Consider the following 24,869-nt stretch of genomic DNA (forward strand, 5'->3'; position numbering starts at 1 on the left):
ATTCAACCTATTAAACAAGTGATTAAACTTAGGGTTTAATAGCTTTAAAGCTTAATTGAAAGAGTTTAATAGTATTTATAAAAAAAAATTATACTTATATTAAAAAAAGTGATATAAATATATCACTCTCAAATAATTAATCAAATTTTCTTTTTAGAATTCTATATATCTTTCCTAAGTATATAGTGCACATTATTAAGCAAATAATAATTACTGCTTGTGTAGCTATACTAAGTATAGGTCCAAAAGCTATTACTAATGATATAAAATCCACTAAAATTTCCCCCTTTTAAATAAGCTTTTATTAAAAGCTCCTCTAATTAATATACTATAAATTTACATTTCCTAACAGATATAAAAGATATTTATTTTAACTTAGATAAATCTATTAAAACTAATTTTTTATTGGAAATTTAAATATTTTACTCAAATATAATTTGATTTATTTTTTACTAAATAAACTTTTTTCTAAAAATAAATAATTTGTATATCATTTGTAATATTCTTCAGTATTAAACATATTATTAAATATAAATTTATATTAAAGGAAGTGTATGATTTGAAGAAGGGAAAAATATTACAAGTGATTCTTATAACTGCAGTAGTTGGTAATATAATTACTGCTACTACATTAGCCGCTCCAAATACGACTTCAACAAAAGAATATGTTAGTCTTGCTAAGATTGATTCCAATAAAAATATTAAAATGCCAAAACCTATATTATCATCTAATAATGCTAAAGTAACAAATGGTGAGGGTGTTAATTTAAATCAATATTTAAATCAAGTAAAAAATTTAAAAGATGGAACAATTATAACAAGATTTAAATTAGATAAGATTGGAAGTATTCAATCCTTAATTGGGATAAGTAATAAAAATGAAGTAAATCATCATTTCCATATATGGACAGATGGTTCTCAAATTGGTTATGAAATAAGAAATGAATCTGAAAATATTAAAGGAACTGTAGCAGCTAAATTAAATAAAGGGATAAACACTCTTGCTTTTAAAGTAGAAAAAGATGTTGGATATTCAATATTTTTAAATGGGGAAAAAATAAAATTTGATTCATCTAAGGCTACTAAGTTCTTAAAAGATATGGATAATTTAAATTCAATTGATATTGGTAAAACTGAAAGAGCTGGAACAGCAAATAAATATCTTATGAGTGGGAATATTGATTTCTTGAATTTTTATAAAGGTGCAATATCAGATGAAGATATAATTAAAAAGACTTTAGAAACACAAAAATTAGAAGATGCTGTCCTTCCTGAAAACGTTTTTATATCAGAAACACAAAAATTATTTAATACTGGCGATTTAAATTCAAAGAATTTTAGGATTCCATCATTATTAACAACTAAATCAGGAACTACTATTGCAGCAGCAGATATTAGAAATAATCATGCTGGAGATTCACCTGCAAATATTGATGCTGGAATAAGAATAAGTAAAGATGGAGGTAAGACTTGGGGACAAGCAAAACGAGTTATTGATTATCCTGGAAATGCATCTGTGATAGATTCAAGTATGCTTGAGGATGAGCAGACAGGAAAAGTATTTTTATTTATAACTGCATTCCCTGAAAATTATGGCTTCCCTCAATGTGATAAGACAGCTACTGGATTTGAAATGTTTGAAAATGAACAATGTATGGTTTTATATGATGGTGCTGGCACAGCAGGTCAAAAAGGACAAGGTAATAAATATTATATTAAACCAGATGGAATTGTATATAATTCTAATGGTGAGAAAACATCATATACAGTAGATGCTAATAATAATTTATATGAAAATGGTACAAAAGTATCAAATACATTTTTAGCAGAAGCACCTTTAAAAGCTCTTGGAACAGCTTATTTAACAATAATTGAAAGTTCAGATGAAGGAGAAACTTGGAGTGATCCTAAAATAATATCTGGAATGGTTAAAAAAGATTGGATGAGATTTATAGGAGCTGGACCTGGAGTTGGTATACAAATTAAGAATGGAGAAAAAGCAGGAAGACTTGTATATCCTTTATATTATACAAATTCTAAAGGTTTTCAATCTAGTGCTGTAATGTATAGCGATGATCATGGTGAGACTTGGAATCTTGGAGAATCTCCAAATGATTCAAGAGATGGTCATAGTGAAAATTCAGATACTATAGGAAGTGGTAATCAATTAACTGAAGCACAAGTTGTTCAAATGCCTGATGGTCAATTAAAAATATTTATGAGAAATACAGGTAGCTATGTTAGAATTGCAACTAGCTTTGATGGTGGTGAAACTTGGGATAGTGATGTATATGAAGATAAAAATTTAAGAGAGCCTTATTGTCAGTTAAGTGTAATTAATTATGATGGATTAATTGATGGAAAAAAAGCAATTATTTTCTCAAATCCAAATGCAGCATCTAGTAGAACAAATGGAACAGTAAGAATAGGTTTATTAAATGAAAATGGAACTCATAGTAATGGAAGAACAAAATATGAAATAGATTGGAAGTATAATCAAACTGTTGTGCCAGGTAGTTTTGCTTACTCATCTATAAGTCAATTATCAAATGGAAATATTGGATTATTCTATGAAGGAGCTACAAATTTATCTGTAGATTTTGTTCAAATGAATATAGATTATTTAAAAACAGATTTAACTAAGGAGGGTGAGGCTGCTAAATTAGCTTCTGCTGAGATTATCAATAGTAAAGATTTTTATAATCCACCTCATAAAATTAATCTTAAATTAAAATTTGATCAAGCTGTAAGTTTATTTGGAGATACTAATTTTACTGCTACATTGGATAATAAGGAAGTTAAATTTAATGTTAAAGATAAAACAGCTACTGAAGTGACTTTAGAGGGAACTATTCCTAAAGATGTTTCTAAGGGTGAATATAAGGTAAATTTAAATCCTAAGAGTGATTTAGAAATTATAAATAGTTCTGGTAAGAGCATAGATATATCTAAAGGTTTAGATACTGGAATATCAATAAAAATAGGAAAGTAGATTTAAATAACTAAGGACATAGATTTTAATAGATACTTATTAAAATATAAGTTATCATTTCAAAGTTAAATAAGATTCCTATTTAGATATTTTAATATTGATTATTTGTATACAGTATAAAGGGGAGTAGATAAATCAAGGAAATAATTTATGATTTATATAAATTAGTGAAAAATATTAAGTGGGGGAATGGGTAATTAAAACAACCTTGATTTATCTTATACCTTAATTATGAACAATAAAATTAAGTTTTAATCATGTATTTAATAAATAAATATAAATACAAAAAAATACTTTTATGGAATAAAGAGGAAATGGTGAGGGGATGTAGAATTTAATTTGTATAGATTAATTTAATCATGTTAAATTATTTATTAAATTCTAAGGGGGAATCTTTTATGGCAAAAAGAGCTTTTAAAAAATTTACTAACAAAGGAATTGCAACATTAACTTTAGCTACTATTCTCTTAGGTACATCTGTTACATTGGTAAGAGATTTTAATGTAAATGCTGCAGAGCAAAATGTTACTCAAGGAAAACGTAATGTTATGTATTATGGCGACTGGTCTATTTGGGGAGGTCAGGATAATTTTTATCCAAAAGATATTCCAGCAGATCAACTTACACATTTAAATTTTGCATTTTTAGATTTTGATGCTAATGGTAACTTGAAGTTTACAGATAAGGATGCTGCTGTTGGGGCTCCTGTTGGTGAAGAAGGAGTCCAATGGGGAGGAGCCAATGCTGGGATATTATCAGCATTCCAAGAATTAAGAGCTAAAAATCCAAACTTAAAAATAGGTATATCTATTGGAGGATGGTCTAAATCTGGTGATTTCTCAGAAGTTTCAGCAGATGCAACAAAAAGGGCTAAGCTTGTTGAAAACGTTTTAAAATTTATAGAATATACTAATATGGATTTTGTTGATTTAGATTGGGAATATCCAGCTGAAAAGCGTGACCCTGATAAGGTAGATAATCAAAATGATGAAGGAACAACTAAAGCTACAGCAGCTGATAAAGAAAATTATATAAAATTATTACAAGACTTTAGAACTGCTTTAGATAAACAAGGAAAAGAATTAGGAAAAACTTATGAATTGAGTGTTGCACTTCCAGCACCAAAGGATAAGTTAGATTCAGGAATAGATATAGAAAAATTATTTAATATTGTCGATTTTGCTAATATTATGACTTATGATATGAGAGGAGCTTGGGATGAGGTTAGTGGACATCAAACAGGCTTATATACTAATCCAGAAGATCCTACTAAAGATAAGGGATTATCTGTAGATGAAAGTGTAAATTATTTAATAAGTAAAGGAGCAAAAGCAGATAAAATAGTAATAGGTGCAGCTTATTATACTAGAGGATGGGATAAAGTAGCTAAAGGAGATGATGATGAGCTTCCAGGTTTATTTGAAGAAGCTGAACTTTCTGCAAAAGATGCTGACCAAACACCTACTAGAGGTGGAGTAAATGAAGCTCCTTTAAAAGTTGGCGAAGGTGGACGTAGAGGAGGAGTTTGGTCTTATAGAAGTTTAGATAAATTAAAAGCTTTATATCCAGATATAAAAGAATATTGGGATGATACTGCTAAGGCACCTTATTTATATGATGAAAAAACAGGAGCATTCTTCACTTATGATAATGCTAAATCAATAACAGAAAAAACTAAGTATGTAAATGAAAATAATCTTGGAGGGGTAATAGGTTGGATGGCATCACAAGATGCTGAAACTAGCTCTGATTCAAAAAGAAGAGATGAATTAACTACAATTACAAAGAAAGGATTATTTGGAGATATTAAATTACCTGCTAATGAGATAGTTTACTCTGAAATTGATATTGAAACAAATGTAAAAGCTGTTACACTTGAATCTGGAACCGGTGGTGGATATGAAATCACTATAAAGAATAATGAAAAATTACAAGAATCAGATGAAGTGTTAAAAGAAGTTGAACGTGGAGGAGAAACTATAAAAACTCCTAAATTATATATAAAGACTGATAAGAAATTAACTGCTGGTGACCATATGGCTGGGGCTGTAACTTATGAAAATGGTTATGTAGTAGTAGATCTTAAAGGTGTTTGGGAAGGTAAAAATATAGAACCTGGCCAAAGTTACAAATTTAGATTAGCAGCAACTGAAAATATAGAAGATATTTCAGCTATTGAATCAATAGAATTAGTTCAACGTATGAATGAAAAAGGAACAGAATTAGGAAGACAAATAATATTTAAAAAATAGACTATATAAACATTAAATAAGGAGACTACCTCATAATGCTGTAATTTTGTATTATGAGGTGGCTCTTTTTTATTTTAAGCAACTATTTTTTGGTGAATAACTCATTTACCTTTATATCTGGCTGATGATATCTTTTTATTCCAATAGTTGAAGATTTATATTGGATTGCATCTTTAGGACACCACTGCACACAGGCAAAACAAAATTGACAATTATCTAGTTTCCACTTAGGTCTACCATCAATCATTTCAATATTATCAGCAGGGTAAACATTGCTGCAAATAGTACAACTAATACATTTATCATCTACAGAAAAACCTTTATCAAAGCGACTTTTTTTAGCTAAACTATGAATTCCATAATAATTCATCTTGTTAAGGAGGTTCTTAATATTATTTTGTTTATATTCTATTAAAGTACGATTTTTAATAGCCTGTGCAATATTTGGAATAAGCTCCTTTTCTTTATTAAAAAATTCTTCCTTTTGCTCATCTGTTGTTATATGATCCTTTGCAGGCATATTATGAGGCATCCTTATAGCAAAGCTTGCATTTAAAGATAAGTTTTTTTCTGTAAGTACTTTATCAATTTGATTAAAGACAAGCCCTTCTCCATTTTTATCACCATGTGTAGCAATACTAAAAATATAAGGATTAGTATTTTTAATTTTTAAACTACTTATAAAGCTAGCTACTAATTTAGGAATTCCACTAAAAATACTAGGAGATATAAAGCCAATTATATCTGAATCAGTATGTAAATTTTTATTTATTATATTTTGAGTTATTCTTATTAACTCTATATTATCAAAATATGTTGATAAGTCCTTAGCAACTTTTAGCCCATTTCCTGTTGCACTAAAATAATATATTGTTACCTTCATAATTCTCTCCAGTTTAATTATATAATCTATATGTTTAAATATTTTAGGCTTATTATAGCATCAAAGTTAAATCTAAAAGTGTTTATTAAAAGTCAAAATTATATATTTACTATTAATGATTTATAGGTAAATTTATTTTGAGAGAACTGTATAGTTAGAATAGACTTATTTACTAGAAGATAATGATTTAATAGAATTAAGAAAATTAATATAAAAAAAGCTTAGCAAATTTAAATTAAGTTATGTATTATAGCTTTTATTTTAATTTAAATAAAAAGGATTCAATTGAATTTATACTTTCAATTAAATCCTTTCATTTATATTTAGTTTTATGATTCAATATTTCCATTTACATTTAAATAGTATCCAAATAAACCTGAAACTATAGCCTCCATAATTATTAATGTCTTTTTCATAAGCACTACCTCCTAAATAATCTTATCTAATTTATTTATTAAAAAGTTTTTTTAGAATTCATGTAGTAACCAAACATACCTTCAAAAATTGCATTTATAATATCTAAAATATTTCTCATCCTAAGTACCTCCAAAATTAATATATCTAATCTAATTATTAAAAAGTTTTTTCAGAATTCATGTAATAACCAAACATACCCTTACAAATTGCATCAATGACATTTAAAATATTTTTCATCTTAAGTACCTCCAAAATTAATTTATTTAATCTAATTATTAAAAAGTTTTTTCAGAATTCATGTAATAACCAAACATACCCTTACAAATTGCATCAATAACATTTAAAATATTTTTCATCTTAAGTACCTCCAAAATTAATTTATTTAATCTATTTATTAAAAAGTTTTTTCAGAATTCATATAGTAACCAAACATACCTTTACAAATTGCATTAATAATATCTAAAATATTTCTCATCTTTTGTTCCTCCTAAAATGTATCACTCAGTTTATGATTTAATTTTACTATGTTTTTATCTATGCTTATATCGATTTACATTTCACTAGCCTTACAATTTTGTAATTATACTAAATAAGGCTATTATTCTATGAAATATAATAATTAGAAGCTAGTTATATTAAATAAATTATAAAGTAAATGTTTACAATATAGCTTATTATTAATATAGAACTTTAAATTAATTAGAAATAAGATTTTAATTTGTAAAATTTTTGATGTTAAAAATTAAATTATTGTATATTTTATTACCTAAAAATTCTTTTATTGATATTATTTATTTAAATATATTAAAAAGGGGAATATTTTGTGATTAAAAAATTTGTAATTAAAGCAATATTAGTTATATTAGTCTTTTGTAGTCTGCCTATTATATTATATAAATATAATTCTATAAAGGATATTCCAAAAGGCAATTTAATTGAGGAATCAGTGTCTCCAGATGAGAATTATAAGTTAAGAGCTTACTTATGCCAAGGAGAGGCAACTACTGACTTTGCAATTAGGGGAGAGATAGTAAATAAACTAGGATTTAAAAAGAATATTTATTGGTCATATCATGAAAAGGAAGCAAAAATAGAATGGTTAAATAAAAATACAGTTAAAATAAATGAGAAAATTCTTGAAGTTCCAAAAGAAGTCTATGATTGGAGAGAAAATTAATAATAAAAAGGACTATCTCTAAAGGAGAACTTTATTTATCTTTGAGATAGTCCTTTTTATTTAAACAGTATAATATTATTTAAATATATAAAAATCCTTATATTATGAAATAGTTCTATTTAAATTATTTTTAAATATTTTTAGATATTTTATTATTTTTTAATTTTTCAAGTTTTTGATTATAAGCATTTCTAGTGTAATTATAATAAAGTTTATTATCAGCTTGATACTCTACTCTATCTAAATCATCTATAAGTCCACAAAGAAGCATACCATTATATTCTAATAGTTTAGTTGTTTGTACTGCATTTAAATCATTTTCAGAATTAAATATATGATTAATTTTTAATATTGTTTTTCCATTTATCTCATCATCAGTCTCATATGTAAATTTTCCATATTTATTTAATGGAAGCTGTTCTAATATTTCTTTAAGACTAGTATTCTCATAAATTGAAATTAACTCATTTAGATTATCATCTTGCTTTGCATAATCTAAAATTAGTTTAATTTCAGATTCAATATCCTTCTTTTTATTATTTTGTTTTTCTTGTATTTCTATATTAGTAGATAATTCTTTTGTAGTATTAGTTTTAGTATTTGCAGTATTTTCTTTAGTACAAGCTGTAAATAAGCTTAAACTTATTAAACTAAGTATAAATATTTTCTTCATAATCTCAACTCCTTTTATATAATATTCCAAATTATAGCATTTATTTAGATATAATCTATTAATTTCTTATTAACTAATTGAAAAATATTACAATTAGGCTTTGTTTCTTATAAATATATAAGTATTTAACTAGTTTCTTTGTAATAAAGATAATATTAATAGAAATTTTAGATACTAATTATTTAAAAAATAAGGAGAAATTTATGATTAGATTTGAGAATGTCTCTAAAGAATATAGTACTAGTAATATTGCAGTAAAATCTTTAAATTTAAATATTAAAGAAGGTGAATTTTTTGTTCTTATAGGGCCAAGTGGCTGTGGTAAGACTACTACTCTTAAGATGATAAATCGCCTAGTTGATTTAAGTAAAGGTACAATTTATATAGGAGGAAAGAAAATAAGTGATTATAATATCCATGAGCTACGCTGGGATATAGGATATGTTCTTCAGCAAATAGCACTTTTTCCACATATGACAATTGAAGAAAATATAGCTATTGTTCCAGAACTTAAAGGTTGGGATAAAAAGAAAATTTATAATAGAGTTACACAGCTTTTAGATAGTGTAGGACTAGATCCAGAAAAATATAGAAATAGAAAACCTAGTGAACTTTCAGGGGGAGAACAACAAAGAGTTGGAGTAATTAGAGCTCTCGCAGCAAATCCAAGTATTATTTTAATGGATGAGCCATTTAGTGCTTTAGACCCTATTAGTCGTCAAAAGTTACAAGATGATATATTAAAACTTCAAAGAAAAATAAAGAAAACTATTGTATTTGTAACTCATGATATGCAAGAAGCATTAAATCTTGGAGATAGGATTTGTGTTATGAAAGATGGGGAAATTGTTCAATGTGATACTCCAAATGAAATAATAAATAATCCTAAAAATGATTTTGTTCGTAATTTTTTTGAATCAGGAAATGTATATAAATCAAGTTTATTAGATGATAAGCTAACGGTAGAAAACTTATTAGATGAAGGTTTTTACTATGATTACAGCATTTTAGATAGTACTTTCTATATAGATTATAATGAATCTATTGAAAATCTTTTAAGTCTTTTAGTAGATAAAGAAAGAATAGCAGTAAAAAAGAATGGAAAATTTATAGCCACTATAACTAATGAAAATATATTAAGATTTATCTCTTTAAAACTTCAAAAAGGAGCATAATATGGATATATTTTTTAATACACTTCAGCAACGCTCAGGTGAGCTTTTCACTGCAATTCTTGAGCATATGCAAATATCATTTATCTCAATATTTATAGCTGTTATTATAGCTGTTCCACTTGGAATTTATTTAACTAGACATAGAAAAATTGCAGAGTTAATAATTCAAATAGCAGCTATTTTTCAGACTATTCCCTCTCTTGCTCTACTTGGTATACTTATCCCATTTGTAGGAATTGGACAAGTTCCAGCAATTATAGCCCTAGTAATTTATGCAATACTTCCGATACTTAGAAATACTTATACTGGAATAAAAGAAATAGACCCTGTTCTTATTGAAGCTTCTAAAGCTATGGGAATGTATAAAATAAAAAGACTTTTTAAAGTAGAACTGCCACTTGCAATGCCTGTTATTATGGCAGGAATTAGAACTTCAATGGTTCTTATAATAGGTACTGCAACACTTGCAGCACTTATAGGAGCTGGTGGACTTGGTGATTTAATCTTACTTGGAATTGATAGAAATAATAATAGTTTAATCCTTCTTGGAGCTATTCCAGCTGCACTATTTGCTATAATTTTTGACTTTCTTCTTAAGTTTTTAGAAAAGGTAAGTCTTAAGAATATAGTGAAAATTATGGGTTTATCAATTGTTATAATTGGTTTATTTATAACAGCTCTATATTTAAATTCATCTAAAAAAGAGCTTGTTATAGCTGGAAAACTAGGCTCAGAGCCAGAAATTTTAATAAATATGTATAAGCTTATGATTGAGCAAGACACTGATTTAAAAGTAAGTTTAAAGCCTGGAATGGGTAAAACTAGCTTTCTTTTTAATGCTTTAAAATCTGGTGATATAGATATTTATCCTGAATTTACAGGAACAGTGATTGATAGTTTTATAAAAGAACCAGCAAAAAGTAAAGAGGCTAAAGAAGTTTATAAACAAGCTAGAGATGGTATGAATGAAAAGTTTTCAATGACTCTTTTAAAGCCAATGAAATATAATAATACTTATGCTATAGCAGTTTCAGATGATTTAGCAAAAGAATATAACTTATCAAATATTTCAGATCTTAAAAATATTGAAAATAAAGTTAAGGCAGGTTTTACACTTGAATTTGCAGATAGAGATGATGGATATAAAGGGCTTTCAAAGGTATATGGGCTAAGTTTTGATGAATTAAAAACTATGGAGCCAAAGCTTAGATATAATGCAATAAATTCAAAAGATATTAATTTGCTTGATGCCTACTCTACTGATAGTGAAATACAGCAGTATAATTTAAAACTTTTAAAAGATGATAAAAACTTCTTTCAACCATATCAAGGTGCTCCACTAATGTTAAATAAAACTTTAGAAAAATATAGTGAAATACAAGAGCCACTAGAAAAACTTTCAGGGAAAATAACAGATGAAGAAATGAGTGAAATGAATTATAAGGTAAATATAAAAGGAGAATCACCTTATGAGGTAGCTAAAGAATTTCTAAAAAAAGAAGGACTATTAAAATAAAAATAGCTCTTTGCTAAAAATATTTAGCAAAGAGTTATTTTATTGTATATATATTTAGTGAATAGATGATTTAGAAGATTTTAGATAAGTTTTAATTAAAATAAATATAAAATTTCTTTAATTTATCGCATATTTTAAGGCATTTACATATTAAAATAAATAAAATTTGTGAGTTATAATAAACATATTTTTTTATTTTAAATTAGTTGTAACAAACTGTAACAAAAGGCTTAGCTATCAATATACTATTAATGTAAAAAAAATATATTTCTCATAAATAGGAGGCTAACCATGAGCAAAAATTATTATAACTGCGTTACAGATTATAATTATGAAAAGCAAGAATGTTGCGATTCACCATGTAAACCAGTTAAAGAATGTTGTGATAATTCATATGTTGTAGGAAATAGTGTAGATTTTTGTGTTGATAAATGTGATAGCGAAATCAAAGCAGATATCAGAGTTGGATTTAGAGACACAGTAAGAGTATGGGGACAAATTATTGATTGTGAAGGAAGACCAGTTCCTTATGCTTATGTGAAATTAGTAAAAGTTACAAGAGATTGCCAAGAAGGAATAGCTCATACAGTAACAGACTGTTTAGGTTATTATCAATTTGACCTTTGTAAATGTGATGATGGATCAATGTTTAGACTTTTAGTAGGTAAAGCTTCAGTTGGCGGTGAAGAAAGAGTAATTTCAACTGGAATTAGAGGAGCAAATTGTAATCCTTGTGATTGTAAAGCTAATAAATGCGCTAATCCATGTGAAGATACATGTAAATGTAGATAATAGAGCGTAATTCTTAATTTCGAAAATTAATTTGCTAGTATTAATTTAAATATTAGCAAATTATTTTTAAATATAGTAATTTTAAATAATCTAAAGGAGGCAAATATGGCATCTATAGAAAGAGGATTAATTGAATATAATGGCATAGATGTATGTAGAAAAAATAATTTAAAGAATTTTAAGCAAGTAAATTATGAAAGTACTTTTTGTGTGCCAGGACAAAAGCCAGATATTGAACAAATAGTAAAGGTTTATGCAAAGACCTCAATATCAAAATCTGAAGTAGTAAAAACACCAGTAGGTAAATCACTTGAAGGTCAAGAAGTAACAGGATATAAACTACTAATATCTGGAGATATAAATTATAAAATACAATATGTTGCAAATGAAGCTACTCAATCTGTTCATACATTCCATAAATGTGTTCCATTCTGCGGTTATGTAGTTTTACCAAAGAATTTTAATGCTGGATTATATATTAGTCCATCAGCATTAATAGAAGATATTTCAGTAGAACAAATAGATTGTAGATGTGTCTATTCAAATATAACTTTATTACTATTAGTTGATATTAGCTGTTAGGGAGGTGGATAGTTATGGCGATATTTAAAGGTTCATGTATACAAAATATGTTACCTAAAGATGCAAAGTATTTTAAAGAAGAAGAAATATCTGAAATATTAACAATACCTTGTCAAAAACCAGAGGTAGAAAATGTACTATCTGTATTAGTATCTCCCGAAGTAGAGGATATAAAAGTGATAGATACAGAAGTAGGTATATCAAATGAAGGTCAAGTTCTTACAGGGAGTAAACTTATAGTAGAACTTAGAATTAAAGAAAAAATAACTTATGTTGCAGATGAAGAAACACAATCAGTTCACGCAGCTCATTATGAAAATTTAAAGAGCTTTTTTGTTGTAATTCCAAATGAAATAGATGGTGAATATGCTTGTGATTTATTACGTTCAAATAGAATAAGTGTAACTCCATATGTAGAAGCTGTTCACTCTAAAATGCTTGATAAAAGAACAATATTTAAATGTGTCCTTTTATTTATAGATGTTAAGTTTTGTTAAGGGAGGTGAAGGATATGGAAGAAAGATGCATTAATAGTTGTGATAATAGATTACTTGTAGAAAAATGTTCAAATGTAGAACATGCAATAGTAGGAGACGAAATTGAATATAGCATAACTGTTATAAATGAAAGTGATGTTATGTATGAAGATGTAACTATAATAGATACATTAGATGCTTCATTAGAATTTGTGAAAGACAGCGTATATTTAGGAAATTATCCTTTAGCATGTGCTAACGTTTTAGAAGGAGTAAGCATTAATTGCTTAAAACCAGGAGAAATTAAAATATTAACTTTTAAAGCTAGAGTATTATATAGACCAAAATGTGGTTTTGTATGTAATGCTGCTTTAGCTAAATATCGTTATGCATCAAGTATAGGTACTAATTATGAATCTTTAGAAGAAGTTAGTAATGAAGTATCAGTAAAAATTGATATAGCTGATATAGAAGTATGTAAGCGTGCTAATAAAGAAATGGCATCTGTTGGAGAAGTTATTTCTTATGAAATAATTTTAACTAATGTAGGAACACTTGATGCTAAAAATATATTATTAATAGATGAATTTCCATGTGAAGTATGTTTAGTACCTAATAGTTTAGTGGTAGATTGCAATAGAATCAATTATTCAGGTGATAGTATAAATATATATGTTGGAAATGCAAGACCAGGAGAATCTATTGTTGTAAATTATAAAGTTGTAGTTAAAGAACCAAATTGTTGTGGAGTATTATTTAATAAAGCATTTGTTAAATTTAATTATAATTTATGCAACTGTTTACTTGGAGAAAAAGTATCAGGTTGTGATAGATTATCTGAATCAGAAGTTAAACTTGGAATACACACATTTAAGCAATTATCAGTAGATAAAAATCTTTGTGTTCCAATTCAAAAACCAGATATTGAAGAAATTAATGAAGCAAAAGTAGAAGCAAAAATTGTATCATGTCATGTTATAGAAACACCAGTTAGTATTTCTAATGAAGGTCAAAAACTTTCTGGTTATAAATTAATAGTTAAAGGTGAATTAAAAGAAATTATAGAATATACTTCAGATACTTTAGAACAATCAGTTCACTCAGCTCATTATTTAATACCATTTTCTAGTTTTGTTGTATTACCAAAAAATTATTCATTGGGAAGTAAAATAGATATAGAAGCAATAGTTGAAGATGTATATTATAAGCAACTTGATTGTAGAAGTTTCTTTACTAATGTTGCCCTTTTAATTAATGCTAAAGTTTTATGCTGTGAATAAAACTATTTTTATAAATAATTTAATGATGAGAGTATGTAGAAAGGAGAAGGGTAATATATGGTAGAGTTAGTAGTTCAAAAAAGTGCAGATAAAACCTATGTATTTATGGGATTATCTAATAGAATTAAATATTCAGTAATAATTACTAATATTGGAGATCAAAAAGCTTGTGGAGTAAGATTAAAAGATATAATATGTCCAGGCGTTAATATAGTAAAAGATTCTTTTTCTATTAATGGATGCAATTTAAATATTAAAAGTCTTAATAGAGAAGTAAGTGTTGGATCAATAAGACCAGGATCAAATATTTTGATTAATTATGAAGTAGAGATTTCAGAAATTAATCCTCCATCAGAAATAATTAATCAAGCAATAGTAACTTATTGTGACGAAAATAATAATATGTTAGTAGCAAGAAGTAATGTAGTTACAATACCAATTATCAATTTAGACGTAAGTGTTTGTAAATCAGTAGATAAGACAGTAGCTAAAGTCGGTGAGGTTTTAAATTATTCAGTTCTTATTAGAAATAATAGTAATATTCCAATCAATGATATAGTTTTCTATGAAGATTTACCTCAAGAAGTGGAATTATTGCCAGGAAGTGTATTAGTTAATTTAACTCCTCAATATCTTGAAAGTTTTGAAAATGGATTACCACTTGGAAGTTTAAATCCATACTCAAGTAGTATATTAAGCTTCCAAGTAAAAGTAACTGAATTACCAAATCCAGCAATTATATGTAATATTGCTAGAATTGAATTCACTTATACAACAGTAATTTCTGGAGTGCCAATTGTCTCAATAGGTGAAACTTGCAGTAATAGTGTTTTAACAAAAGTTATAAACAAAAAAATAACTTGCTAGTAGCCTAAAAATTAATATTATTATAAAGGAGAAATTAGATGAGCGGATGTTATAGTAATCAAAATAGTTATCAATACGAATGCAATAGATCATATGGTAGTTGTAATAGACCAGTTGATAATTGCAATTGTGGATGTACCACAAGGGTATGTCCTCCAGGACCAGTTGGACCAATAGGACCAACAGGTCCAACAGGTCCGACTGGACCAACAGGTCCAACAGGAGCAACAGGTGCTGGACTTACAGGAGCAGTACCTTTTAACCCTGCAAATGCACCAGGATATCCAGTTGGTCAAGTAGTTACTTTTGAAGGTAGCACTTATTTAGTTGTTTCAGCACCACCAGTTGGAATACCAGGAAGTTCAGCTAGCTATTTATTATTAGCAGCAGCTGGAGCAACAGGAGCAACTGGAGCAACAGGAGCAACAGGTGATACAGGAGCAACAGGTCCAACAGGTCCTACAGTAGTTGGAGCAACTGGACTTACAGGAGCAACAGGAGCAACAGGAGCAACTGGTGATACAGGATTAACTGGAGCAACTGGGGCAACAGGAGCAACAGGAGTAACAGGTGATACAGGAGCAACTGGATTAACAGGAGCAACTGGAGCAACAGGATTAACAGGAGCAACAGGAGCAACAGGATTAACTGGAGCAACAGGTCCTACAGGTCCTACAGCTCTTAGTACAAGTGCTTATGGATTCTTCTCTAATAGTGGAACAGCAACACTTGCACTTGCAATAGGAATTCCTCAACAAGTCCCACTAAATGTTACAAATCTTGCATTAAATGAAACTTTAGCAGGAAATTTAGTTACTCTTGCAGAAGCTGGTGTTTACCAAATAGATTATTATATGACTTCAACAGCAGCAGTTGGAGTTGGTGTAACTGTAGGTATTAACCAAAACGGTGGAGCAGTAATACCAGGTTCACAATCAGGTGGATTAGTTGCAGTTGGAGTAGGAGCAGTATTAGCTGGACAAGCAATAGTTAATGCAGCAGCTGGAGATACAATAGGAATAGTTGCATCAGCTACTATTATAGCAGCATTTGCAGCAGCTAATATTTCAATTACTATTACAAGAATAGCATAGATAATTTATAAAGTTTAGATAAAAAAATATAGGAGCTATCTTTTTAGATAGCTCTTTTTAGATGATAATATGTTAAGTAAAACGCCATATAATCATCAACAAAAATATTTTATTGAATATTATATAGTATGTGATTGTCTAATTAGGCAAAGTTAATATTTAATAAATAAATCTCTTAATGTTAAATATCAATCTAAAGTGGATGACAATTTACAAAGGAGGAGAAAATAATTGATAAATTTAAGTGTACAAAAATTAGCTAATAAAAGTTTCTTACTACTTCCAGCGTCAAATATTATTAGATATTCAATAATAATAACTAATACTGGAGATGAAGATGCAAGATTTGTAAAAGTAAGAGATATGCTAAGCAGAGGCGTATCAATAATTCCAAGTTCAATAGTTGTTGATGGATGTCCACAATCTAATTGTAGATGTAGTGATAGTATTTTTGTAGGAACTGTAAGAGCTGGTGGAAATGTTATAGTAACTTTTGATGTAAAAGTTTGTGAAAATACTTTATTAGAATCTGTATCTAATAGAGCTGTTGTAACTTATATTGATAGTACTAATCAAATATTTTCAGTTGAAAGTAATGAATCAGTAGTTGCAATAATTAATTTAAAGATATGTGCTAAAAAGTCTGTAGATAAACTAAGAGCAAGAGTTGGCGAAACTTTAACTTATTCAGTTTTAATAAGAAATGATAGTACTGTTCCTTTAACAAATGTTTTATTCTTTGATGAACTTGAAGCAAATCTTAGTTTAGTAGCTGGAAGTATAAGAATAAATTCTATACCTCAAGCAGGAAATTCTTTAAATGGACTACCTCTTGGAACAATAAACCCTCATAGTAGTATTTTAGTAAGTTTTGAAGCTGTTATTAATGACATAGTTAGATTATCAACTATTAGAAATACAGCATCCATAACTTATGAATATACTATTATTGACAATGGAGTACCTGTTGTTTCAACTGCTGAAACAACAAGTAATTGTGTTAAGACCCAAGTTTTATTTTGTAATTGCTAATAATAATTATAGAGCTAGAAATTTATAATTTAAATAGAAGCACATGTGTAAATATGTGCTTTTTTAATAAGTAATAATTAAAGGAGATTATATATGGAAAAAAATATTTCTCTAAGTTTATGTATGATAGTAAAAGATGAAGAAGCAACTCTTGAAAGATGTTTAAATTCAGTAAAATCCTTTATTGATGAGATTATAATAGTAGATACAGGATCTACTGATTCTACTAGAGAAATTGCAAAGAAGTTTAATGCTAAGATTTATGATTTTAAATGGATAGATGATTTTGCAGCAGCGAGAAATTTTGCTTTTAGTAAATCAACTAGTGAGTATACTATGTGGCTTGATGCTGATGATTTTATAAGTGAAGGCAGTATAAAAGAAATTGAAAACTTACTTATAAATTTTGATAAGCGATATGATTATGTTAGTGCAGAATATATTTTACTTAGATATCCGAATGGAAAAGTTAGCTATTCTCTTAAAAGAAATAGAATTGTTAGAACAAGTATGAATTTTAAATGGATAGGAAATGTTCATGAATATTTAGAGGTGTATGGAAATGGACTTGCTGGTAATTTTGCAATAGAACATGGTAAGGTAAAACAACATACAGATAGAAATCTTCAAATATTTAAAGCTATGGAAAAGAATAAAAAGAAATTTACTCCAAGAGATTTACTATACTATGCAAATGAGCTTAAGGATAATGCTTATTATGATGAAGCAGTTAAAAATTATAGAAAGTTTTTAGCTACAAAACTTGGGTGGATTGAAGATATAAAAACAGCTTATGCTAAAATTATAGACTGTTTTAAGGCTACAAATAAAAAGGAGCAAATACCTAATGTTGCTTTTGAATCATTTAAATATGATGTTCCAAGAGCTGATATTTGTTGTTCTCTTGCTGAATATTTTATGGAAAAAAATGAATTTCCAAAAGCAGCATTTTGGTATAGAACTGCATTAGATTGTATTCCTCCCCAAAATAGTATGGCCATAGATAATAAAGAGTTCTATACATTTATTCCAGCTATACAACTTTGTGTTTGCTATGATAGAATGGGTAATTTAAATTGTGCTTATTTCTTTAATGAACTTGCTGCAGCTTTTATTGGAAGTTCTGATAAGGTTGATTATAATAGGCAATATTTTAAAAATAGATTTAGTCAGTTAAATATTAAAGCTCCAAGTATTGAATATCCTATTAGAATTAGTGATTATACTAAATATTTATAATATTAAAAAAGCATTGCAGAGATATTATCTGCAATGCTTTTTTATTTGTAGAATTTTTTTAGAGTTTCATTTAATATTACGTTTAACATAAGGTTTCTACTAACTTTATAACCTTTTTCATTCATAGAATTTATATAGCTTGTAAGCTTTTCTTCCATATATTCAGTTAAGTTATACATTATAGATTTAGATCCAGTATTTTTAAGCTTAACTTCTGTTATTTGAACTATTCCAAAGCTTTCAATATCATCAAGTCCTAAAGTTATTACCTTATTTGTAAAATCAATTATATTATAATTTTTCTCAGCAGCGTATTCTTTTATTGTGTCTAGTATATCATTGTAAACTCTAATTGTAGTCATTTTACCAACAAATACATCATTTTTTACATTAAGATTAAAGAAATTATCTTTATCTTTAAGAAGATTTTTAAGTACTATATTATTAGATATTTCTTGCTCTGTTTTTGAGGAGTTTATTTCTTCAATAGCTTTATTATCTAATATTTTAGAATCTTCTTTAGTTTGATTAGATGCTGTTAAAGGATTTGCTGTAATAGTAGCTTGTCCATTTGTAACTGTAGCTGTTTGTATATCTATTTCATTATTTATAGAAGTAGTTTCTGTATTTAGATTTTGATTAGGCATTGTAGCTGCTATTTCTCTATTTTCTAATACTTCTTTAACTTTATTATCTTTTTGAATAGCTATAGAATTTTCATTTCTTAAATCACTCATTTTTAGAATAGAGCTTCTTTTTCTATTCTTTTTTGATCTTGCTTCAAAACTATTTTCCTTCACCATTTTTATAATAACCCCTTTTGTCTCATTTCTTTTATAAGTTCTTCATAAGCTTCACAGGCAGTGCTCTTTGGATCATTAAAAGCTACTGGAAGTCCTGAAACTTCTGAATGTTTAAATTTAACTGTATCAGGTATTAAAGTATCAAAAATTAATCCATCAAAGATATCTTGTTTTGATAGATAAATAGCAAATTGTTTGCTAAGAACAGTTCTTCTATCAAATTTATTTACTATAAGTCCCTTAATCTTATTTTCTATTCCGATATCGCTGCAAGCACTATCCCATTCTGACATAAATAGTTTGCATCCTTTAAAACTATTCATTCCTATATCACTTACCATATATATTTCATCACTAGCATATAAGCAGTTTTGAGTTATAAGTCCTATATTAGGTCCAACATCACAAATTATGTAGTCATAAGAAGCTTCTAAGAATTCTCTATTAGCATCTATCCAATTAAGTAGTCTTTTTTGAGGGTTTATTCCTCTGATTCCCATAAGTTGAAGCTCAGATTCAGTTACTGTAAGATCTATGTTTGAAGGGATTAAATCAATATAATTAGTTTCTTCAAGTAGATTTTTTATAATAACTTCTGATGGTCTTATATCCTTAGTTAAAATCTCACTTAATGTATTATAAGTATACTCAAAATCAAAATCATCATCTTGAGCCATACCAAGATTTTCAGAAATATTTCCTTGAGGGTCTGCATCTATTAATAAAATTTTTTGCTTTTTAGCAGCAAGACAACCAGCAAGATTAAATACAACAGTTGTTTTTCCTACTCCACCTTTAAGAGTTCCAACAGTTATAAGCTTCACATATATCAATCCTTCCATTTTATATTCTATATATAAGTATATCGTATATTATATGGTAAGAACAATAAAAATTACTTAATATTTATATTATTATTGATTTTAATATTAATTAGATGGGATTTTTATATATTTTAATATAGATTACAATACAAATATAAATGAATTATAAATTAATTCATTTATATTTTATTTAGTAAATAAGCTAATAATAGATATTAGATATAAAGAAGATAGAAGTTAAGCTATATCTTCTTTGAGTAAATTAATTATTTATTTTTTCAAATACTAAATCTATTTTTGTTATTTTTCCGTTATGATATCTAAAGCTTGCAGGAATAGCAGATACAAATCTCCAACCCCCTTTACTATATTTTCCAATGATTTCTCTATGATTAGAAGCTGAAAAGAAATTATCAGTATTTATTTCAACAAATTTATATGTATACATTAATATCCCTCCTTATAAATCTACTAAATAAAAAATATTTTGATATAGATTAAAATATAAATATAAATGAATTATAAAATAATTCATTTATATTTTATCTAGCAAATAAGCTAATGATTATATAATTTAATATATTTTTATAAGTTATATTTTTTTAATTTATTAGCAAAATAATAAATTATATAAGATAATATTACTGGAATAAATAGTGCTATAAACTAATAGAAAAAGTGTCAGTACCATTTAAGCTTACAGCTTTTAATTCTGGGATATCTAAAAGATATCCAATAAAATTATATGTTAGGAATATAATTATAAAAGTAATTAAAGTGAACTTTTCTATATATTTTATTTGAATCACTTCTTTATAATTTTTAGAAATTATTAGTTAATATTTATATTAAGTAAAGATAAAAATAGGTATATTATTTTTTCTAATATTAAAATTCTTTATTATAATTTAGAGAGAATTTTTAATTACTTTCTAAATTATAGTTTATAAGTATATTAATTTTTTACCATCTGTTAGGTAATAAATCATTTAAAGTAAGAATCTTATTATTAGCTATCATTATTTCACATTTATAGTTTTCGTCGTGTATTTGACAAATAAATTCTCTGCATCTTCCACATGGTGGTACTATCACTCCAGTTTTATAAACTGATACTATTTTTTTTATTTTATTTTCTCCATCTGTAATCATAGAAGCTATAGCTGAATGTTCTGCACAAAATCCCATAGAACAAGGAGTATCTATACATACACCAGTATAAACTTTTCGATTATCAGCTAAGATGGCAGAGGCAACAGAACCCGCATAAGAATTTTTAGATATTTGCCTAGGATTTAAAGTACTTTTAGCAATTTGATATAATTCATTAAAATCCATATTTATAACTTCTCCTTTTAGATATAGCATATTAAAGTTTAGTTTTCTCTAGAGTTAATTTAAAAAGTATAGCTAATAATAATACAGATAATCCCTCCTAAAAATAAGGATGATCCACTTAAGCTAATCTTAAAATCAGTTTTCATATTATTTTTTTGTTTTTCAATTTTAGAGGTTTCTAAATTAGCAGTTGCAACATATTGAGCATTATCCTGACCTATTGAAGAAAGAGATATTCCACTAGGATTTCCGTTTATAAAGGAAAAAGCACCTGAAATAGCTACTGCTACTCCCTCAATAAATAAAACATCTTTTAAAGAAAAATCATTAAATCTAACAATGACTATACCAACTAATACTAAGATAATACTCCATAATACACCAAATAAAATACATTTAGATAAAATCTTAGATTTTTTCATAGTCCCTCCTTGATAATTTATATATCTAATTTTACCATATTTATACATGTGAGTAATATGATATGTTTTAAGAAAGTGATTTAATATAGAAAATATATTTTTTTATATCGCTTTATTTAGTATTTAAAAATTAAATGGAAATATTATGTGTTAATATAAATTTATTGAAGTTTCTTTTGATAAATTTTTTGGCATAAAAAAGGAATCTTACTTTGATAAGTACAAAGAGATAATAAATGAACAAGCAAAAGGTGGGTGGAGATTAAAACAAGTAGTTATTCTAGCTAATGAGAAAAACAGGTATGTCAGTATCTTATGCTTATCAAATTATTTTTGAGAAAGAAGTAAAATAACTAGAATACAAAAATATTTAAATTTAATACTATTTGAATTTAAGGAATATATAAAATGAATTATATTAAAATTCATTTTAATATATAATTGATTATAAATATTTTTAAAGATTATATATAAACATAAAAATAAAGCTTTAAACTAAATGATTTTAGAAAAATAAAAGAACTTACTCTTTTAGTGAGAAGTTCTTTTTATAATTTAATTAGTAGTAGTGCTTAATTAATTTTATTCTCTATTAGTTAAAAATTCTCTTACAATACTCTCATAATAATCTCTTTCAAATCCTACATTATAATCCTCATAATTTATACTAATCTTGTATAGCTCTGGAATTAAAGTATATAAAATATAAGAATTATATTCAAAGATTTTATATATTCTATCAGTATCTAGATTTTCTGTTGATGCAAAGTTTAATTCTATTGATGGTACTTCATCATTATTATTTTGATACTCAGTTATCTTACCATATTTATTTAATGGCAATAATTTAAGTAACTCATTAATTTTTTTACTATTGGGTTTTAAATTTTCATATTTAGTTATTGAATAATCTTCTAATTTATTATCTATATCAAAATTGTTGGATATAGCCTTTAATATAAAGCTTGGCTTTAGTTCTTCTACAATAGATTTTTGCTGCTCATGACCAGCTATAACATTCTTAGAAATCTCTTTATCATTTTTTATAAAATTCTCTAATAGATTATCATAATAATTCCTAGCATATACTTGAGTTTGGCCAGTTGCTTCTATAGTAATGGTATCTAATTCGGGTACTAAAGTATATAATATACATGCATTATATTCTAATATACTTGTTAATTCTTCTTTAGATATATCTTTATCTGAAGAAGAATTAAATTTGATTTTTATTGATGGTACATTATGATTATTAGTCTCGTACTGTTCTATTTCTCCATATTCATTTAGTGGTAAAGAATAAATTAATCCATTGACCCTTTGTTCATTAACTGCTAAGTCTTGATATTCAAGTATTGAGTAATCATCTAATTTATGTTCAATATTAAAGTTATCAGAAAGCTCTTTTAATAAAAGTTTAGGACTTAAATAATTTATTAGAGATTCTTTTTTAACTTCTTCTTTCTTTTGCTCTTGTTTTTTATGTTCTTGCTTTTTTGCTTCTTGTTTCTCTGACATTTTAGTGGTTTTAGCATCTACTAGGGGCTCAGGCGTATCATTAGCTTCTATATTTTCCTCTAAATTAGGAGCTGTTTTGAATGTATTAGTTTCTATATTTTGTCTATAGTTTAAATTATTTTTTGTGACATTATAAGATATGATCCCTGCTATTAAACCACTTGCTAGAATAAGTGAAATAATTTTTTTATTAACCATGGTTAATCTCCTATTTATATTAGTAAATGTAAAGTTTTATTTTTCATTAATAGCCCACTCTATATCAAATTCTCCAGAGTGCTTGTCCCCTATTGCTGTAAGATAATAATAGCCAGCTTCTTCTATCTTAACTGAATCTTCTTTTTCTAAATCAGCAATTACATTTTTTTCTTTATCTCTTAAAAGTAATTTTAAACTTCCATCTTCAGTATTAACATCAGTATTCCATTTTAAAACATCTGATTTATCTAATTTGATTTTTTTATAGTATGTCCCACTAAATTTATCATAGCTACCCTCTATATTTGAACCAATAGCTTCAATACTTCCATTTTTCATTACTCCAGAAAAGAAGGTACATGAAGCAAATATAGTTATTCCCAAAATTAATAATGTTATAACTAATATCTTTTTTATCATTTTATCACCTACATTAAACTAACTATATACTAATTATACTATATTATCCTTATAATGTATTTTATTAACAATAAATATATAATAATAATTAAATATTAGGACTTCTAATTATTAAGATAAAACATATATTAATTAATTTATATTTAGATGTTTTAACTTTCTTAACTTAATTTTTAGAAGAAAATTATATGTAGAGAATAAATTTATAATAAAAAGCTCAGTGAAACTTAAAAGCTTACTGACTTTTTATTATAATTTTTAAATTATATCATTATTCTAATATATTATAAGTTTTCTAGTTCATCATATTTTGAGATAACCTTATTTACTATTCCGTATTCAACTGCATCAGAAGAACTTAACCAATAGTTTCTATCTGTATCTTTATCAATTTTTTCTAATGGTTGACCTGTAGCTTCACTGATTATAGTATTAATTCTTTTACGCATTCTAAGTATTTCTTCTGCTTCAATTCCTATATCTGTTGCTTGACCTTGGAATCCACCTAAAGGTTGATGTATCATATATCTAGTATTAGGTAGTGAATATCTATCTTCTTTATTAGCTGCAAGATAAATTGTAATACCAGCACTTGCAACCCAACCAGTACCAATTACAATAATACGAGGTTTAACAAATTTAATCATATCATGAATTGTATCACCAGCTTCAACATGACCACCCTGACTATTGATAAATAGCTTTATTGGCTCATCACTCATTTCTTGCAGGATTAAAAGTTGAGTACTTACTTTTTCAGCTAAAGCTTGATTTATCTCTCCAGAAATAATAATTGATCTAGAATTTAAAAGCTTTTCTAAAACTAAAGCTGAAGCTTCCTTTTCTTTTTCTTGCTTTTCATCTTGATTATTCATCATAATAACACTCTCCTATAAATT

The 24,869-nt window shown here is 26.7% G+C and carries 25 protein-coding genes; 14 read left to right on the top strand and 11 right to left on the bottom strand.

Translation table 11 applies throughout. The features are described from left to right. Positions 1–136: 136 nt before the first annotated feature. The gene (locus BN8917_RS14295) at positions 137–274 is read right to left on the bottom strand and encodes a hypothetical protein (protein WP_159426719.1); all 138 of its coding nucleotides are present in this window, start codon (positions 272–274) and stop codon (positions 137–139) included. Positions 275–559: 285 nt separating this feature from the next. Here BN8917_RS14295 and BN8917_RS01880 point away from each other — a divergent pair, with 285 nt between their 5' ends. Then, positions 560–2,992, top strand: coding sequence for a sialidase family protein (locus tag BN8917_RS01880; protein ID WP_066869856.1), 2,433 nt, complete (start codon positions 560–562; stop codon positions 2,990–2,992). A 398-nt stretch (positions 2,993–3,390) separates the two neighbouring features. After that, on the top strand, positions 3,391–5,244 hold the full coding sequence (locus BN8917_RS01885; protein ID WP_066869859.1) for a glycosyl hydrolase family 18 protein: 1,854 nt from the start codon (positions 3,391–3,393) through the stop codon (positions 5,242–5,244). Between the two features lie 82 nt (positions 5,245–5,326). Here BN8917_RS01885 and BN8917_RS01890 read toward each other — a convergent pair whose 3' ends face one another. After that, positions 5,327–6,127 (bottom strand): EFR1 family ferrodoxin, encoded by an 801-nt coding sequence (locus BN8917_RS01890; protein WP_066869862.1) that lies wholly within the window; start codon positions 6,125–6,127, stop codon positions 5,327–5,329. A gap of 1,240 nt (positions 6,128–7,367) precedes the next feature. Here BN8917_RS01890 and BN8917_RS01895 point away from each other — a divergent pair. Then, a complete protein-coding gene (locus BN8917_RS01895; protein ID WP_084748437.1) occupies positions 7,368–7,721 on the top strand; it encodes a DUF5412 family protein in 354 nt (117 codons plus the stop codon). 130 nt (positions 7,722–7,851) lie between these two features. On the opposite strand, the gene BN8917_RS01900 is transcribed toward BN8917_RS01895, so the two are convergent. Then, complete coding sequence (locus BN8917_RS01900) at positions 7,852–8,394, bottom strand: hypothetical protein (protein WP_066869864.1); 543 nt, start codon at positions 8,392–8,394, stop codon at positions 7,852–7,854. A 203-nt stretch (positions 8,395–8,597) separates the two neighbouring features. Between BN8917_RS01900 and BN8917_RS01905 the strand changes: the two genes are divergently transcribed. The 10 genes from BN8917_RS01905 to BN8917_RS01950 all read left to right on the top strand — a co-directional run bounded on the left by BN8917_RS01905 (position 8,598) and on the right by BN8917_RS01950 (position 18,447). After that, complete coding sequence (locus BN8917_RS01905) at positions 8,598–9,569, top strand: ABC transporter ATP-binding protein (RefSeq protein WP_066869867.1); 972 nt, start codon at positions 8,598–8,600, stop codon at positions 9,567–9,569. Between the two features lies 1 nt (position 9,570). Next, the gene (locus BN8917_RS01910; protein WP_066869870.1) at positions 9,571–11,085 is read left to right on the top strand and encodes an ABC transporter permease/substrate-binding protein; all 1,515 of its coding nucleotides are present in this window, start codon (positions 9,571–9,573) and stop codon (positions 11,083–11,085) included. A gap of 291 nt (positions 11,086–11,376) precedes the next feature. Beyond that, a complete protein-coding gene (locus BN8917_RS01915) occupies positions 11,377–11,877 on the top strand; it encodes a hypothetical protein (RefSeq protein ID WP_066869871.1) in 501 nt (166 codons plus the stop codon). Positions 11,878–11,982: 105 nt separating this feature from the next. Beyond that, on the top strand, positions 11,983–12,459 hold the full coding sequence (locus tag BN8917_RS01920) for a DUF3794 domain-containing protein (RefSeq protein WP_066869874.1): 477 nt from the start codon (positions 11,983–11,985) through the stop codon (positions 12,457–12,459). A 14-nt stretch (positions 12,460–12,473) separates the two neighbouring features. Then, positions 12,474–12,956, top strand: a complete 483-nt coding sequence (locus BN8917_RS01925) for an SPOCS domain-containing protein (protein WP_066869877.1) — start codon at positions 12,474–12,476, stop codon at positions 12,954–12,956. A 14-nt stretch (positions 12,957–12,970) separates the two neighbouring features. Beyond that, positions 12,971–14,215: an SPOCS domain-containing protein gene (locus BN8917_RS01930; protein ID WP_066869880.1), complete on the top strand. Its 1,245-nt coding sequence runs from the start codon at positions 12,971–12,973 to the stop codon at positions 14,213–14,215. Between the two features lie 57 nt (positions 14,216–14,272). Then, positions 14,273–15,082 carry a DUF11 domain-containing protein gene (locus BN8917_RS01935; protein ID WP_066869883.1) on the top strand — a complete coding sequence of 270 codons (810 nt, stop codon included), beginning with the start codon at positions 14,273–14,275 and terminating at the stop codon, positions 15,080–15,082. Between the two features lie 173 nt (positions 15,083–15,255). Beyond that, entirely contained in the window at positions 15,256–16,176 is a 921-nt protein-coding gene (locus tag BN8917_RS14740) for a BclA C-terminal domain-containing protein (protein ID WP_407641387.1), read from the top strand. A gap of 231 nt (positions 16,177–16,407) precedes the next feature. Beyond that, positions 16,408–17,208: a DUF11 domain-containing protein gene (locus tag BN8917_RS01945; RefSeq protein ID WP_066869890.1), complete on the top strand. Its 801-nt coding sequence runs from the start codon at positions 16,408–16,410 to the stop codon at positions 17,206–17,208. 93 nt (positions 17,209–17,301) lie between these two features. After that, a complete protein-coding gene (locus tag BN8917_RS01950; protein WP_066869892.1) occupies positions 17,302–18,447 on the top strand; it encodes a glycosyltransferase family 2 protein in 1,146 nt (381 codons plus the stop codon). A gap of 41 nt (positions 18,448–18,488) precedes the next feature. Here BN8917_RS01950 and BN8917_RS01955 read toward each other — a convergent pair whose 3' ends face one another. The 5 genes from BN8917_RS01955 to BN8917_RS01975 form a co-directional block, all read right to left on the bottom strand. Continuing rightward, complete coding sequence (locus BN8917_RS01955; protein ID WP_066869895.1) at positions 18,489–19,250, bottom strand: hypothetical protein; 762 nt, start codon at positions 19,248–19,250, stop codon at positions 18,489–18,491. A gap of 2 nt (positions 19,251–19,252) precedes the next feature. Continuing rightward, a complete protein-coding gene (locus BN8917_RS01960) occupies positions 19,253–20,092 on the bottom strand; it encodes a ParA family protein (protein WP_084748439.1) in 840 nt (279 codons plus the stop codon). Positions 20,093–20,336: 244 nt separating this feature from the next. Next, positions 20,337–20,522 (bottom strand): DUF4177 domain-containing protein, encoded by a 186-nt coding sequence (locus tag BN8917_RS01965; RefSeq protein WP_066869902.1) that lies wholly within the window; start codon positions 20,520–20,522, stop codon positions 20,337–20,339. A 515-nt stretch (positions 20,523–21,037) separates the two neighbouring features. Continuing rightward, positions 21,038–21,412: a cytidine deaminase family protein gene (locus BN8917_RS01970; protein WP_066869905.1), complete on the bottom strand. Its 375-nt coding sequence runs from the start codon at positions 21,410–21,412 to the stop codon at positions 21,038–21,040. Positions 21,413–21,471: 59 nt separating this feature from the next. After that, entirely contained in the window at positions 21,472–21,834 is a 363-nt protein-coding gene (locus tag BN8917_RS01975; protein ID WP_066869908.1) for a hypothetical protein, read from the bottom strand. Positions 21,835–22,027: 193 nt separating this feature from the next. Between BN8917_RS01975 and BN8917_RS14005 the strand changes: the two genes are divergently transcribed. After that, complete coding sequence (locus tag BN8917_RS14005; RefSeq protein WP_235829968.1) at positions 22,028–22,171, top strand: DUF4177 domain-containing protein; 144 nt, start codon at positions 22,028–22,030, stop codon at positions 22,169–22,171. 245 nt (positions 22,172–22,416) lie between these two features. Here BN8917_RS14005 and BN8917_RS01980 read toward each other — a convergent pair whose 3' ends face one another. The 3 genes from BN8917_RS01980 to BN8917_RS01990 form a co-directional block, all read right to left on the bottom strand. Beyond that, positions 22,417–23,550, bottom strand: a complete 1,134-nt coding sequence (locus BN8917_RS01980) for a DUF4825 domain-containing protein (RefSeq protein WP_066869911.1) — start codon at positions 23,548–23,550, stop codon at positions 22,417–22,419. Between the two features lie 36 nt (positions 23,551–23,586). Next, positions 23,587–23,970, bottom strand: a complete 384-nt coding sequence (locus BN8917_RS01985; RefSeq protein ID WP_066869914.1) for a hypothetical protein — start codon at positions 23,968–23,970, stop codon at positions 23,587–23,589. A gap of 284 nt (positions 23,971–24,254) precedes the next feature. Then, the gene (locus BN8917_RS01990; RefSeq protein WP_235829965.1) at positions 24,255–24,848 is read right to left on the bottom strand and encodes an ATP-dependent Clp protease proteolytic subunit; all 594 of its coding nucleotides are present in this window, start codon (positions 24,846–24,848) and stop codon (positions 24,255–24,257) included. Positions 24,849–24,869: the final 21 nt, after the last annotated feature.

Origin of the sequence: Clostridium mediterraneense (assembly GCF_900091705.1) — a bacterium.
Lineage (GTDB): Bacteria > Bacillota > Clostridia > Clostridiales > Clostridiaceae > Sarcina > Sarcina mediterraneense.

What these genes read in the sequence shown, in the direction of transcription:
- BN8917_RS01885 (WP_066869859.1), top strand. Translation starts at nt 3,391, where the DNA reads ATGGCAAAAAGAGCTTTTAAAAAATTTACTAACAAAGGAATTGCAACA.
- BN8917_RS01890 (WP_066869862.1), bottom strand. Translation starts at nt 6,127, where the DNA reads ATGAAGGTAACAATATATTATTTTAGTGCAACAGGAAATGGGCTAAAA.
- BN8917_RS01900 (WP_066869864.1), bottom strand. Translation starts at nt 8,394, where the DNA reads ATGAAGAAAATATTTATACTTAGTTTAATAAGTTTAAGCTTATTTACA.
- BN8917_RS01905 (WP_066869867.1), top strand. Translation starts at nt 8,598, where the DNA reads ATGATTAGATTTGAGAATGTCTCTAAAGAATATAGTACTAGTAATATT.
- BN8917_RS01910 (WP_066869870.1), top strand. Translation starts at nt 9,571, where the DNA reads ATGGATATATTTTTTAATACACTTCAGCAACGCTCAGGTGAGCTTTTC.
- BN8917_RS01915 (WP_066869871.1), top strand. Translation starts at nt 11,377, where the DNA reads ATGAGCAAAAATTATTATAACTGCGTTACAGATTATAATTATGAAAAG.
- BN8917_RS01920 (WP_066869874.1), top strand. Translation starts at nt 11,983, where the DNA reads ATGGCATCTATAGAAAGAGGATTAATTGAATATAATGGCATAGATGTA.
- BN8917_RS01925 (WP_066869877.1), top strand. Translation starts at nt 12,474, where the DNA reads ATGGCGATATTTAAAGGTTCATGTATACAAAATATGTTACCTAAAGAT.
- BN8917_RS01930 (WP_066869880.1), top strand. Translation starts at nt 12,971, where the DNA reads ATGGAAGAAAGATGCATTAATAGTTGTGATAATAGATTACTTGTAGAA.
- BN8917_RS01935 (WP_066869883.1), top strand. Translation starts at nt 14,273, where the DNA reads ATGGTAGAGTTAGTAGTTCAAAAAAGTGCAGATAAAACCTATGTATTT.
- BN8917_RS01950 (WP_066869892.1), top strand. Translation starts at nt 17,302, where the DNA reads ATGGAAAAAAATATTTCTCTAAGTTTATGTATGATAGTAAAAGATGAA.
- BN8917_RS01955 (WP_066869895.1), bottom strand. Translation starts at nt 19,250, where the DNA reads ATGGTGAAGGAAAATAGTTTTGAAGCAAGATCAAAAAAGAATAGAAAA.
- BN8917_RS01960 (WP_084748439.1), bottom strand. Translation starts at nt 20,092, where the DNA reads ATGGAAGGATTGATATATGTGAAGCTTATAACTGTTGGAACTCTTAAA.
- BN8917_RS01965 (WP_066869902.1), bottom strand. Translation starts at nt 20,522, where the DNA reads ATGTATACATATAAATTTGTTGAAATAAATACTGATAATTTCTTTTCA.
- BN8917_RS01970 (WP_066869905.1), bottom strand. Translation starts at nt 21,412, where the DNA reads ATGGATTTTAATGAATTATATCAAATTGCTAAAAGTACTTTAAATCCT.
- BN8917_RS01975 (WP_066869908.1), bottom strand. Translation starts at nt 21,834, where the DNA reads ATGAAAAAATCTAAGATTTTATCTAAATGTATTTTATTTGGTGTATTA.
- BN8917_RS01980 (WP_066869911.1), bottom strand. Translation starts at nt 23,550, where the DNA reads ATGGTTAATAAAAAAATTATTTCACTTATTCTAGCAAGTGGTTTAATA.
- BN8917_RS01985 (WP_066869914.1), bottom strand. Translation starts at nt 23,970, where the DNA reads ATGATAAAAAAGATATTAGTTATAACATTATTAATTTTGGGAATAACT.
- BN8917_RS01990 (WP_235829965.1), bottom strand. Translation starts at nt 24,848, where the DNA reads ATGATGAATAATCAAGATGAAAAGCAAGAAAAAGAAAAGGAAGCTTCA.